The sequence below is a fragment of the Sulfurimonas lacustris genome (assembly GCF_059705355.1).
Genome location: NZ_AP046125.1, coordinates 1942692 through 1955811, shown reverse-complemented (window position 1 = coordinate 1955811; position 13120 = coordinate 1942692). Strand labels below are relative to the sequence as shown.

13 protein-coding genes are annotated in these 13120 nt (G+C 42.5%); 5 read left to right on the top strand and 8 right to left on the bottom strand.

Features of this window, described 5'->3' with window-relative positions; all coding sequences use genetic code 11:
- Positions 1-8: 8 nt before the first annotated feature.
- Positions 9-1118 carry a multiheme c-type cytochrome gene (locus tag AC6H4V_RS10165; protein ID WP_497606741.1) on the bottom strand — a complete coding sequence of 370 codons (1110 nt, stop codon included), beginning with the start codon at positions 1116-1118 and terminating at the stop codon, positions 9-11.
- 188 nt (positions 1119-1306) lie between these two features.
- Complete coding sequence (gene nhaA / locus AC6H4V_RS10160) at positions 1307-2653, bottom strand: Na+/H+ antiporter NhaA (RefSeq protein WP_497606740.1); 1347 nt, start codon at positions 2651-2653, stop codon at positions 1307-1309.
- A 162-nt stretch (positions 2654-2815) separates the two neighbouring features.
- Between nhaA and AC6H4V_RS10155 the strand changes: the two genes are divergently transcribed.
- Positions 2816-3019 (top strand): hypothetical protein, encoded by a 204-nt coding sequence (locus AC6H4V_RS10155; protein ID WP_497606739.1) that lies wholly within the window; start codon positions 2816-2818, stop codon positions 3017-3019.
- Entirely contained in the window at positions 3009-3269 is a 261-nt protein-coding gene (locus AC6H4V_RS10150; RefSeq protein WP_497606738.1) for a PIN domain-containing protein, read from the top strand. The genes AC6H4V_RS10155 and AC6H4V_RS10150 overlap by 11 nt, the downstream gene beginning before the upstream one ends.
- Here AC6H4V_RS10150 and AC6H4V_RS10145 read toward each other — a convergent pair.
- From AC6H4V_RS10145 to AC6H4V_RS10120, 6 genes are all read right to left on the bottom strand, one after another.
- Entirely contained in the window at positions 3264-3491 is a 228-nt protein-coding gene (locus AC6H4V_RS10145) for a CopG family transcriptional regulator (protein WP_497606737.1), read from the bottom strand. The genes AC6H4V_RS10150 and AC6H4V_RS10145 overlap by 6 nt on opposite strands.
- Before the next feature lie 112 nt (positions 3492-3603).
- Positions 3604-6675 carry an efflux RND transporter permease subunit gene (locus AC6H4V_RS10140; RefSeq protein WP_497606736.1) on the bottom strand — a complete coding sequence of 1024 codons (3072 nt, stop codon included), beginning with the start codon at positions 6673-6675 and terminating at the stop codon, positions 3604-3606.
- Positions 6675-7745: an efflux RND transporter periplasmic adaptor subunit gene (locus AC6H4V_RS10135; RefSeq protein ID WP_497606735.1), complete on the bottom strand. Its 1071-nt coding sequence runs from the start codon at positions 7743-7745 to the stop codon at positions 6675-6677. The genes AC6H4V_RS10140 and AC6H4V_RS10135 overlap by 1 nt, the downstream gene beginning before the upstream one ends.
- On the bottom strand, positions 7742-8938 hold the full coding sequence (locus AC6H4V_RS10130; RefSeq protein WP_497606734.1) for a TolC family protein: 1197 nt from the start codon (positions 8936-8938) through the stop codon (positions 7742-7744). Before AC6H4V_RS10130 ends, AC6H4V_RS10135 begins: the two co-directional genes overlap by 4 nt.
- Entirely contained in the window at positions 8935-9255 is a 321-nt protein-coding gene (locus AC6H4V_RS10125; RefSeq protein WP_428729856.1) for a hypothetical protein, read from the bottom strand. The genes AC6H4V_RS10130 and AC6H4V_RS10125 overlap by 4 nt, the downstream gene beginning before the upstream one ends.
- Before the next feature lie 75 nt (positions 9256-9330).
- Positions 9331-9645, bottom strand: coding sequence for a hypothetical protein (locus tag AC6H4V_RS10120; protein WP_428729855.1), 315 nt, complete (start codon positions 9643-9645; stop codon positions 9331-9333).
- Between the two features lie 92 nt (positions 9646-9737).
- On the opposite strand from AC6H4V_RS10120, the gene AC6H4V_RS10115 reads away from it, so the two are divergent.
- The 3 genes from AC6H4V_RS10115 to AC6H4V_RS10105 are packed head-to-tail and all read left to right on the top strand — an operon-like array spanning position 9738 to position 13099.
- Positions 9738-11003: a hypothetical protein gene (locus tag AC6H4V_RS10115; RefSeq protein ID WP_497606733.1), complete on the top strand. Its 1266-nt coding sequence runs from the start codon at positions 9738-9740 to the stop codon at positions 11001-11003.
- Complete coding sequence (locus AC6H4V_RS10110) at positions 11000-11995, top strand: AAA family ATPase (RefSeq protein ID WP_497606732.1); 996 nt, start codon at positions 11000-11002, stop codon at positions 11993-11995. Before AC6H4V_RS10115 ends, AC6H4V_RS10110 begins: the two co-directional genes overlap by 4 nt.
- Positions 11996-11998: 3 nt before the next feature.
- Positions 11999-13099, top strand: coding sequence for a vWA domain-containing protein (locus AC6H4V_RS10105; RefSeq protein ID WP_497606731.1), 1101 nt, complete (start codon positions 11999-12001; stop codon positions 13097-13099).
- The last annotated feature ends 21 nt before the right edge of the window (positions 13100-13120 follow it).

Sequence of the window (13120 nt, the reverse complement as noted above, 5' to 3'; positions counted from 1 at the left end):
TCACTTTGTTAAAAGCTAAAACTCTCTTTTTTAAAGACATGAAACTCTTTTGCCACTTTTTCGTTTTCAAGTCCGAGGGATTTGAGTGACTGAGGGTGTGCTAAAAACCATCCCAATGTGACATCTACTTTGTCCCCTTTTTCAAGCTTGAAGTCTCGTCTCACAGCCCTTTTTTCGTTGGCTTGTATCATAGTGTCTTTGAGCGTTACATCGGCTGCCCATGGCATTGCAGGTTTGCCATCTTTGCCGATAACACGCACAAACTGCTCCTCAGAGAGCTCCTCTGTTTTGCCATCACGTGTGACGCTTATCTTGAGAATCGCTAGACGCATCGGGTGGAGGAGAAGCGCGTGGGAAGTTTGGTTGTCCACATTGATGATAAAGTGGTCAATGTTGCGTAAGATAGAGATTTGAACATACTTTTTGAGCATATCGGAGTTGGTATGCGCCCCTGCAAAACCGTGGAATGAGTGCGTTTTTGTCTCTATGATAGAAGAGAAACTTCCATCTACTTTTGGCATGTGGCAGCTTACACAGTTTGCACTGTTCATCTCATCATTGACGTTTGTAGAGCAGAGGTTGAGTCCGTGTGCGTTGAGGTTGTGTGAATGGCAGCCGATGCAGACATTGCCGTTTGCAAAATGGTCATTTTTCTCAGTGATGATTTTGTGGTACGGTGACTCCAAAGAGCTTCTCGTAGAGCCGAAGTAGTTAAGTTTTTCTTTGGAGATGATGTTTGTGTTGCTCATCTTGCCGTGTTCGATACTCTGTATGCGGTGACAGTAAGCACAACTTACCGCTTCTTGATGCGTCTCGTTTTTTGGGTCTGGGAGTGCTTTTTGCCCTTTTGTGAGCATCGCCTCAAGGTTGTCAGCCGCAGGGGAGTGGCACTTGCCGCAAGAGTACTGCTCTAGTTTGTTTTTGTGTGGATGTTTGTCCCAGATGGCTTTGTGGATGGGGTCTTTGTCGGGGGTGGCATTTGCGTGCATGGAGCCGTAATACTCCTCATAAATCTTTGGATGACACGCCTGACACTCCGCACTCTTTGCAAAATCGTGTGCAGTGTCGTTGCCTAAGAGCCAAGCGGCAGCGGCTAGGAGAAGAAGCAGTTTTTTCATAAGGTATCCTTTTTTTATACTAGAAATGGCACTCTTTGGAAGTGAGGTTTTAACCTCACCCAGTTGTGGGGCGGGGCTAAAGCCCCACTTCCAAAAGAGGAGCGACGGTGTTGTAAACCAAATCTTTGCGGGGCTAAAGCCCCACTTCCGATGGAATGTGTAAAGTTGGTTATTATAACACTAAAAAACTATTGTTGCTCTTGTTCAGGGCTTTTAGCGACGTAGCGAAGCCATAGAAAGCCCAAAAGTCCGGCAGTTAAAGAAGCGGCGAGTATGCCGATTTTTGCTTGAAATATAAGTGTGTCATTGCCCGCAAATGCCAAATCAGCGACAAAGATGGACATCGTAAAACCGATACCGCCTAAAAAGGAGACGCCGAGTATCTGGTTCATCGTGCTATTTTGCGGCAGTGAAGCGATTTTGAGTTTGATGGCTATGTACGCAACCCCCGCAATCCCGATAGCCTTTCCAAAGATAAGCCCCATGATGATACCCAAAGAGACATTTTGCGTGATGGACTCATTGATAGAGGAGAAATCTATAGCGATGCCAGCGTTTGCAAGAGCAAAAAGCGGGATGATGACTAAACTGATAGGCAGATGCAGCGAGTGTTCAAGGCGTGCGGATGGAGAACCAACGGCGTCTATCTTGTCTTTTATGTTTTGTAAAATCGCTTTTTGTCTCTCGTGCATCGTGTTGTCCGTAGCAACTGGATAGTTGTCGTACTCGTCAAGGAGATTTTTGGTGTGAGCGGTAAAAGAGGTCGGTGTGTATTTTGGCTTGGAGGGGATGCTTAATGCGGCGATTACCCCTGCGATAGTCGCATGAACACCCGATTCGAGCATAAAAAACCACATAAAAAGTCCCACGACAAAGTAAGGAAGCACCGCATGGATACCAAAACGGTTGAGCGCAACCATCACTAAAAATGCGCCTCCTGCCATCATAAGCCATGAGAGATGGATTTCGTTTGTATAAAAAAGTGCGATGACGATAACCGCTCCAAGGTCATCCACAATGGCAAGAGCGACCAAAAATGTCACAAGCGAGGTGGAGACTCTGTTGCGTAAAAGCACAAGCGCACTGATGGCAAAAGCGATATCTGTTGCCATAGGGATACCCCAGCCGTTGCTCCCTTCGCCCCCGCTGTTGATGGCACTATAGATAAGTGCAGGAAAGAGCATCCCGCCGATGGCGCTAAGTATGGGCAACATCGCCACTTTGATGTTGGAGAGTTCGCCTACTAAAATCTCCCGTTTTATCTCCAACCCGATGATAAAGAAAAATACCGCCATAAGCGCATCGTTAATCCAGTGGTGGATAGAGTGCGAGAGCGTAAACTCCCCGATTTGTAGCGCAATAGAGGTGTGAAAAAAGTGCATATAAGCATCATAAAGCGGAGTGTTCGCCAGTATAAGCGCAACGATGGTCATGCTCATCAAGATGATACCCGTCGTCGTCTGTGCATGGATAAAGTGTTCAAAAGGGGTGGCGATTTTGTTAAAAGCCTTCTCCCATGGTGCGTATATCTTCATTTTCTTCCTTTTATTGAGGTTGTGTTTGAAGATTGTAGCTAATTAAAAAAAACAGGAAAAAAAAAGGCAAATTTTTTAAAGAGCATAAATGCCTAATAGCCATTTTATTTGACTTATTTAGAAGGAGTTAAGTATAATCCATAAAAAAGCAAGGAGTTTTGGGTGCATACTTTAAAATTGAAAGTTCAAGATAGTGTATTTGACAAAATTATGTACTTTTTGCAAAATCTTCCTAAAAATGAAGTGGAAGTTATAGAAGAGAAAAAAGTGATGCACAAAGAGGAAGATTTTATCGAGCATCTTTCGCAAAATCCTCTTTCAATCAACGGCGAGTTTTTGAGCAGAAACGAAGCAAATGCAAGATAGAGTATTTTTAGATACAAATATTTTGCTCTATGCCCTCAGCACAAAAGAGCCACAAAAACAGAAAATTGCCAAAGACATAGTACTCTCTGACGCATTTATTAGTACGCAGGTTATCAATGAAGTAAGTGTAAATTTGCTCAAAAAGTTTGCTTTTTCTGAAGAGGATATACGAAAATTTCTTTATAGTGAAGATATGCATCATGGTTTGTCTGTTTCAAAGAGATTACAAATCATCAATCCTTTTTTATAAAGCATCCCATAAAAGAGGCTCTTTATCTAATGCGTTTGTTAACATTCCAAGCGCATGCGCTCTTGAGCCATTTTTTGCTCTCTCTTGCAAATAATCGACAGTTTTGAGCGTAGCAATCTTCTCTACAACGGCATTGACGATAAACTGGTTGATGGAAACATCTCCCTTTAGAGCTTCAATCTCATGCTTATAATAGTCCGGTAATCGTAGTGCGTAGTTCATTGTAACTCTCCTAATTTTTGTAAAAACTCTTTTGGTGATGCGATATTAAACATAAGTCGTCCATAAAACCCAAGATATCATCTCTACAAAATTGTGGATACTGTGCGATGTTCTACTCTTTTATATCTGAAGTGTTAGTAAACTTAAGATAGAGCAGAGGCAACACTATTAGGGTTAAGAGTGTTGAACTTATCAAACCATTTATAACTACTATCGCAAGCGGTCTTTGGATCTCTGATCCCGGTCCTGTGGCAAAGAGCATCGGCAATAGACCGAGTGCGGCGATGGTAGCGGTCATAAGAACAGGACGAAAACGCTTGAGAGTTCCCTCTCGCACGGCATCTATGACTTCATAGCCATGTTGAACGAGATAGTTAAAGTAGTTGACCAAAACGACACCGTTAAGCACGGCGATACCAAGCAGGGCAATAAATCCGACTGAGGCAGGAACGGATAGATACTCGCCGCTTATATAGAGTCCTGCAAATCCTCCGATAAGTGCTAAAGGTACATTTATGAGCACCAACATGGCTTGCGTGATGGAGTTAAATGAGACAAAAAGCAGGATAAAAATTAGTAAAAGTGCGATTGGAATAATTATCATCAGCTTTGAGGCAGCTCTTTGTTGATTTTCAAATTCGCCTCCGTATGTCACGTAGTAGCCGGCGGGCATTTGAACTTTTTGTTCGATTTGAGCTTTTGCGTCTTCGACGAAACCGACTAAATCTCTTCCTTCCACATTGCTCTGTACGACTGTTTTGCGGTAACCGTTTTCATGCTCTATCTGCACCGGTCCAGTCGTTTTTGTAAATGTTACCAAGTTGGCTAAAGAGATGCTTGTTCCGTCTTTTAGGACATAGTGGAGTGACTCCAATGCACTTAGGGAGTTGTGCATGACATCTTCACCTTTTACCATCAATTTGATACGGCGCATGCCCTCTTGGACGACGCCTACTTGAACACCCGTAACCATTGTTTTCATAAAAGCGGCGATTTCTCTCTCGCTTACTCCGTAATGACCCAGAGCTTGTTGGTTAAAGCTAAGCTCAAAGTACTCGATTCCCTCGTTGCTCTTTTTATAGACATCGCTGCTTCCCTTAACCTGTTCTAAGATGGTTTTTATCTCGGCAGCTATTCTCTCAAGTTCATCATGGTCGTCTCCAAAGATATCGATTGCCAAATCGCCGCGTACTCCCGTGAGCATCTCCGATACACGCATTTCAATAGGCTGTGTAAATACATATTCGACGCCTACCATGGAGTCAAGTGAGGCTCTTATCTGATTTTTCATCCACTCTTTTGATTGCTCGCGCCACTCTTTCATGGGTTTTAGTATGAAAAAAGTGTCTGTGTCGTTGAGACTCATGGGATCAAGTCCTAGCTCATCCGTACCGGTTCTTGCGATAATAGATGAAATTTCAGGTACATCGGACATAAGTTTGGTTTGAATTTTTTTATTTAGCTCAATACTCTCTTCAATGGAGATTGAGGGCAGGGATTCTATCATCGCAATCAAAGTTCCCTCATCCATCGTGGGCATAAAGGCTTTTCCAGTTTTTGAAGCAAGATATAGCGAGCCTCCAAAGAGAAGAAATACCGTTACAAACACTGCCGTAGAGTGTTTTATGGCAATATCAAGAGAGGGTTTGAAACCCTTTAAAAGGGTTTTTATCAGCCAAGACTCTTTATCCTCACGAATTTTTAAGATAAATGAACTCAGCACCGGAATAAGTGTAAGAGAGAGGATTAAGGAGCTAAAAAGTGCAAATACGATGCTTAGAGCTACAGGCTTAAACAACTTTCCTTCAAGTCCCTCAAGTGTCAAGAGCGGCATAAATACGATGATAATGATAAGCACTCCCGTAACTATTGAGGGTGCCATCTCAACGGCGGCATTATAAATGATATGTACTTTATTCTCATTTTTTCGCTTTGGATTTCCAAGCTCTGCCGTTATGTGTTCAACCATAACGACGGCTGAATCTACTAGCATGCCCACGGCTATGGCAAGACCGCCCAAGCTCATCAGGTTGGCACTTAATCCAAAATAATCCATAGCTATAAAGCTCATCAGCAGGGCAAAAGGTAAAATAAGCGCAACACTAAGAGCTGAAGCAAAATTTCCAAGCATAAGTAAAAGCACTATAACAATCAGTATAACCGCTTCAAGCAACGAACTTTTAACAGCATCTGTTGCCAGATTGACAAGAGTGGAACGGTCATAAAAAATATCTATTTTTGTATCTTTGGGGAGAGAAGATTCCATTTCTGCAAGTTTCTCTTTTACCTCTTGAAGCACTTTTGAGGTGTTTGCACCTTTTAGTCCCAGTACAACACCCTGAACAGCCTCTCCTTGAGCGTTTTTTGTAGAGAAGCCTGCTCTGCTGAGATATCCTATTTTAACATCCGCCACATCGCCTATGGAGATTACTTTGCCACCGACAGAAGCAACACTTAGGTTTTTAATATCAAATATATCATTGATACGCCCGACACTCCGCACCAAGATACTGTTTACTCCCTCTGTAACACGCCCTGCACCGTCATTTAGGTTATTCTCTTCAAGCGTTGATATAAGCTTCTCTAGCGTGATGCCGTAAGTGCGCATCGCCTCAAGCTTAGGTGTAACTTCATAACTCTTTACTTTACCGCCAAGCGCATTAACTTCTGCAACTCCGCTGATAGAGCGGATTTTCGGCGAAATTACCCAATCAAGCAGAGAGCGTTTTTCGCTTAAATCAAGTGTTTTTGACTCAATAGTAAACATCAAAATTTCGCTCAGAGGCGTACTGATAGGTGCTAATCCACCCTCTAGATTTGCAGGCAGCTCATCAGCGATACCGCTTAGCCTCTCAGTTACTTGCTGTCTTGCCCAGTATATATCCGTGCCCTCTTCAAAGTCAATGGCAATATCGCAAATACCGTATTTTGCGGTTGAGCGCATAACAGTTTGATTAGCAATGCCAAGCATCCCCATCTCAATAGGAATAACAATTCGCGACTCGACTTCATCGGGCGTCATGCCACTTGATTTCATAATAATCTTTACCTGCGTGGGCGAAATATCTGGAAAAGCATCAACGGGAAGACTGTAGTATGACTTAACGCCAAACCCTAAAATCACGATAGCAAACAGTGATATAAAAAGTCTTTGTGTAAGTGAAAAAGAGATTAATCCTTTCATTATTCGCCTTTTTGGAGCATATTTTGCAATATGCTTGTTGCACTAACCGCAATAGGTTTTTTTAGCTCTGCGTCATACTCAAGATAGCACATGTGACGGTTTTGGGAAATTACGGCTACTTTTAGAGTGCGGTATGTTTGAGCATCTTTTATGAAAACTACCGAGTTTTCACCGTCTTGTATGATTGCATTTTTGTTGATTAAAAAAGCTTTTCGCTGAATGCTAATTGTGGCTTTGATTTTTAATCCCACTAGAAGATTCGCCTCTTTTGGAAGTGAAAAACGAACATATCTAGTCTGGTTTAGGGGATTTAGTGACGGAGAGAGAAGCAATACTTTTGATTTTATCTCGTTGCCTGCAATGGTTATGATTACCTCTTGAGTAGCCTTAAGGTTATCTGCAACTGCCTGCGGAAGGTCACTCTCAAGCCAGTTTTCACCCTCAGCTTTTATAACAAAAAGAGAGTTTGCAGGAGATATGTTGTCTCCTGATTTGACATTTACTTCAAGAAGCACCCCTTTTATGGGTGATACCAACTTTATGGTTGAAGAGACGCTAAGTTCTTTGGTTAATCTCTTAATCATCTCATCATCTGCACCGTAAGTTTTAAGCAGGGCTTTTGATGAAGAGAGTTTTGTCTTGCTTCTGTTAAGCTCAGAATCTGCCAGAAGGCACTCTTTTTGGGCAATAATCTCCTCTTTGCAAAGTTTTGATTTACGAGATGCTTCATTCTCGTTATGCGTTAACTCTAATGAATCCGCAATCACCTCTTTTTGAGCTTCAATCCACTCAGAGGCACTTAGCTCGGCTAAGATCTCTCCTTTTCCGACACTCTCAAAATTTGCTTTATTAAGCCTTGTAACATGAGCTTCATAGGGAAGGGAGATTGTATAAAGAAGCTTTGGCGGAGTCGTAACGCTCATCATATACTCATCCAGAGGCACATGAGTAACTTCTTGTGCCAGAACGGTTTGAATCTGCCAATTTTTCTCATCTTGGGGAGTCAGTGTAATGTCCCCAAAGAGTGATATACTAAATAGTGCCTGTAGTAAAATAGCTGTTTTTTTCATAGTTGTTCCTTGATTTTTAAAACGCTGTAGAGTTGAAAAAGTGTTTTATAGTAGTTTTTTCGTTTCTCTATAAGTTCTTCTTTTAGCTTCCATATTTCACGCCCAGAGAGCAGATACTCGATAGCCGAACTCTCGCCCAGAGTATAAGCACTCTCAACAAGAGGCATAAGGGTGTTTTCATATTTATTGAGCATATTCGTTGTTGCTTGTATTTCTTTAAAATGTTGCAAAAGTTGGCTTTTTAACATATCCGCTTGGGATGCTTTTTGCAGTTTAACGCCCTCTTTTTCATGCATAAGCGCGCTTTTTTTATGCATAAGCATGGCACGGCTCTCTTCATTTAGAGAGCTTGTAAAGTTCAGCGGAACTGACAAGCCGACTACAAATCTATCCGTATCAATCTCATTTTGATAAGCCGCACTGAGCGTAAAGGAGTCGAACTGTGAACTGTAGCGGTCAAAATCGCTTTGAAGACTTTGAACCTTTTTATTTAGCGACTCTTCTTGCAGGGACTCTTCTTGATTGTTAAAGATAAGCTCTTTTGTGACTTGCTGGACATCTTGACAGTAAAGTTGCTTATCGCTAAATAGCGGCAAAAGAACGAAAGATTGTAAAGCGGCACGAGAAACTTCTACTTCATCCTCATAATATTTATACTCAGTTTTGAGGCGATCTAGCTCAAGTTGAAGCTGTAAAAGCTCTTTTTTGGAGATCTCTCCAAATGAATATGCTTTTTCTTTTTTTTTGTATAACTCAACAAAAGCCTCAAAAGATCTCTTATATTGCTCAAGGCTCTCTTTATCAAGACAGTTTACATGGTAAAGAAGACGCACTTCATTTTCTAAAAGCATAAACTCATGTTTTAGGCTTAAAATCTCGGCTTCACCCTGATATGCAGCAGATTTAACGATACTGTTTTTGACATTTGGATTCATAAAATTTTGTTCAAGTCCGATGCTGTATTCGTATCCTGAACTCTCTATTTGTGGCTTAGCATAAGTTGTATCAGCTAAAAGTTTAGTCGCTTCTCTTGATGAGAGAGCTTTGATTTGTGAAGAGTTTGCGAACTGGGAAGCTTGAATCGATTTTGCCAAAGGATGTTCGCTTCTAAGTTTTTGCAAAATCTCATCTAAGCTAAGCGTTGATGCGTTTAAAAACAGGGTGCAAAAGAGTAGGAAAAGTAGAGATTTCATTTCGACTCTTTCCCTATAACGGTGCCATCAAGCGCATTAATGATAACTCTATAATTTTTTGTCGTTATTTTGTAAATTAGATATCTGCCGCTGTGGGTGAGCTTTAGAGACATGACATCTTCTGTTGTCAGCTCTTTAGTTATAGAGTGGGCTTTTTTTTCACCTATCGTATCTATAGCATATAATCTTGCTTTTTCATTTTGTTGCGTAAAGGGCTGTTTGTCAATGCCGCTAAAGTACAGATAATCGGAGTTGCTCATCATTTTGCCCGAAGCAAAAACAATAAACGGAATAATCAATAATAGAAAAGTTTTCATAATTACCTTTTTTATCACAAGCAAAGCTGTGAATATTTTATTTTTAAGATTGTAATAATTGTGTTTAAAAAAGGATTATGCGATAGGGGGTTTAAAAAAGTTAAAGTAGTCGAGTGAAAGAAATATCTCGTCGTATGGAAAAAGAGCATCTTGTGCATCAACGATAGGAAAAGAGATGCGATTGTCTAAAAACAGATATGGCGTATGGTATTCAAAATGAATATCGCACAACATGTCTGCATGTTCGCCCATAACCGGAGATGAAAGTTCGGTTACGTAGGCTTCCATAGAAGAGTGTTTGTCATCCAGTACGGCAAAAGTATAGTCATGTACTACCGAGAAGCTTATCGCAAACAACAACAGCAATGACCATATTTTTTTTGAGTTCATAATGCCATTTTACTTAAAAATGGTTAATGTAACTCTCCCATCTTTTGTAAAAATTCTTTTTAATCTTTAAACTTTTTGGTTACAATCTCCCCATGAATTTACAAAACTTACAAAACAAAACAATCCTCCTTTTTGGCAAAAGCCGTGCTTTTAGTATGGATGAGTTTGCCTCGCAGATGAAGTTTCACAAGGTTAGCGTTGTGAGCAGTTACAGCGATGATGTTGCCCTTGTTGTTGAGGGAAAGATGATGACGCCTTATGAGCAAAATGCGAGCAGTGCGCTTTATGATGAGCATGGGAGTGCGCTTGAGTTTGTTGGCATAGATGTTTTTGAGCGGGAAGTCGCACGCTACATCGACGCAAATACACTTTTGATGTCGCTCAAACTCAGCCGCAACAAGGAGCGGCTCAAATCTTTTTTGCAAAACTCCATGATAGAGGATGCGCTCTTTTTCAAACTCCTCAAGATGTACGCATGGGGCGGCGAGGATTTTTTTGAAAATGATGACAACCGTGATGTGAGTGCGGCGATTATTTTGCGTTTTTACAAAGATATCGAGCGTAACCACAATGTGCAGTATGCGACCTCTGGGTTTATCCATCTTTTGGCGCAAACGGACAATCAGGAGCTAATCCGTGCGATTTTAGAGCTTGAGCCGTTGCAGAAAATAAATAGCGCAAACACAAAAATTAAAACGCTTATCGCAATGCGTCATGATTGTGACGAGGCTATGCAGATGGCACTTTATGGCTCAGGCGAACCAAGCGTGCTTGAAGCCCTCTGTAAAAATGAAAATCTCTCAAAAACGCTACTTGAGAAGTTTTTAAAAGAAGCAGAGTTTGCTCCGCTTTTGGCACGCTACGCCAAACTTGACGATGCGCTTTTTGAAAAACTTTTGGCAGTCGTACCGCTCCATCTTGCCCAAAACGAGACGCTTACCCAACAGATGCAAGAGCGGCTTGTTGCGCTTAATGCAAGCGATGTCCATCTCTCTCTTGCTTCCAACGAGAAAATCGCTCTTGTGGTAGTAGAAAAACTTCTCTCATTTGGCTCTTTGGAACTCCAACAAGCGGTTTACAAAAATGCCGCAACTCCGGCAGAGATGCTTCAAGAGGCGTACAAAGAGAGCGTCAACCACGCCGCCATCGCTTCGAACCCAAACACACCACAAGAGATTTTAGAAGCACTCTCAAACTCTGCTGACATTGAGGTTTTAAAAGCTTTGGCGCAAAACAAAAGCACGCCCGTTGAGCTTTTGTACCAGTTGCAACTTGACTCAAGGCTTGCACGCACAGTCAAAGAAAACCCCGCTTTTGGCAGATATATACAACAAGAAAATATAGGATGGATAGTGTGACGATTACAGAACTCAAAGAGACCATAACTGCACTTATAGCGCAAAAAGTGCCTACATTTTTGTGGGGCGCACCAGGGATTGGCAAGTCATCTATCATCAAGCAGATAGCGCAGGAGCAAAACATCGGTTTTATCGATTTGCGTTTGGCGCTCATGGATCCAACCGACCTAAAGGGGATTCCGTTTTACGACAAAGAGAGCCATACTGCACTCTGGGCACCGCCTGCATTTTTGCCAAAAGAGGGCGAGGGGATTTTGTTTTTGGATGAGCTAAACTCTGCACCGCCAAGCGTTCAGGCATCAGCGTACCAACTTGTACTGGACAGAAAAGTAGGCGAGTATGAACTCCCATCTGGATGGGCGATTGTGGCGGCGGGTAACCGTGAGGGTGATCGTGGTGTGACATACCGTATGCCAAGCCCTTTGGCAAATCGCTTTGTCCACTTTGAGATGGATGTTCATGTTGATGATTGGCGTATGTGGGCTTACGCAAACGGCGTGGACGCACGCATCGTCGCTTACATCGCCTATAAAAAAGAACATCTGTTCACCTTTGATGCAAAGAGCGAAAACAAGAGTTTTGCAACGCCAAGAAGCTGGGAGTATGTAGATAAAATCCTAAAAGCAGGTATCAAACCCTCTCTTTTGCTTGAAGCCATCGGTGCGGCGGTTGGCAAAGATGTCGGTGTCTCTTTTTTGGCATTTACAAAAGTAATGAACAAACTTCCAGATATTGAAGCGATTTTAGAGAGCGGAAGCGGAGCGTACAGTGATGAAGTGGATGTGCTTTATGCGCTAAGCTCCGGCGTGGTAAGCGCATATCTCGCAGACCCAAGCGACGCACGCCTTGAACACCTGCTCACCTACACTTTTGGGCTTAAGAGCGAATTTGCCGTGATGATAGTGCAAGATTTGCAGCGTAGCGGTATAACCATGGAACACTCCGACGCATTTAGAGAGTGGGTCGAGAAATTTGCCTATCTTTTGGGGTAGAGCGTGGTTTTGGAGCAAAAAATCTCAGAAGCCAAAGCCAAACTTCTTCTCAGATTTCCCCTCTTTGGCACGCTTGCTTCTAGGCTAAAGCTTGTTTCAAACGACGATATAGAGAGTTTTAAGAGCAACGGCATCACGCTTGAGTATAACAGTGATTTTTTGGCAAAACTCTCATCAGAGCAGTTGGAGTTTATCTTTGCCAATGGAGCGATGCACGCATCTTTGGCGCATGAGGCTAGAAAAAACGGCAGAAGCGGTTGGCTTTGGCAGCTTGCAACGGATTATGCCATCAACGATATGCTTGTGCAAAACGGCTTAGTCCGTCCAGATGAGGCGCACTACTCGAAGCGTTTTAGCGGACTTTATGCCGAGGAGATTTACGCCGCACTCAAAGAGGATATTTTGCGTGATGAGCTGGAGTATGAAGCCGACACGCCAGATGATGTACAAAATCAAAACGCACAAGAAGAGGCACAAGATGAGCAGCTTTTTGCAGAATTTGCCAATGCAAAGTTTGAAGAGGAGATGCAAAACGGCGAGGTTATCGGGGCAATAGAGCGTTTTTTTCACACGCCAAAAAATGGCAAAATCAACTGGCGTGACGAACTAAAAGCCGCCTTAGAGAGATTTCACAGAGATGACTACACGCTTCTGCCGCCAAGCAAAAAACTGCTCTATGCGGGGATTTACCTTCCCTCATGCATCAGCCAGAGGTTTAGGTTTGTCGTTGCGGTGGACAGTTCAGGCTCTATCGATGAGCCGCTTTTAGCCACTTTTTTGGGCGAACTAAACTCCCTCATGCACACCATCCCAAACTTTGAACTAGAACTTCTCGTGTGCGATGATAAGATTAGGATGCGCAAAACTTTTTACGGCGGCGATATCTTAGAAGCAGAGCTAAGCGGCGGCGGTGCAACAGACTTCCGCCCTGTTTTTGAGCTGATAGAAAAAGAGCTTGAAGATGTCAAGTTACTCTTGTACTTTAGCGATTTGGATGGAATCTTCCCGCTTCAAGCCCCAGAGTACGAGGTAAAATGGATAACCCTAAAAGAGAGAGACGTCCCTTTTGGGAGTGTGATAGTTTTGGAGGATGAAAGGAAGTGAGGCTTCAGCCTCGCATGGAAG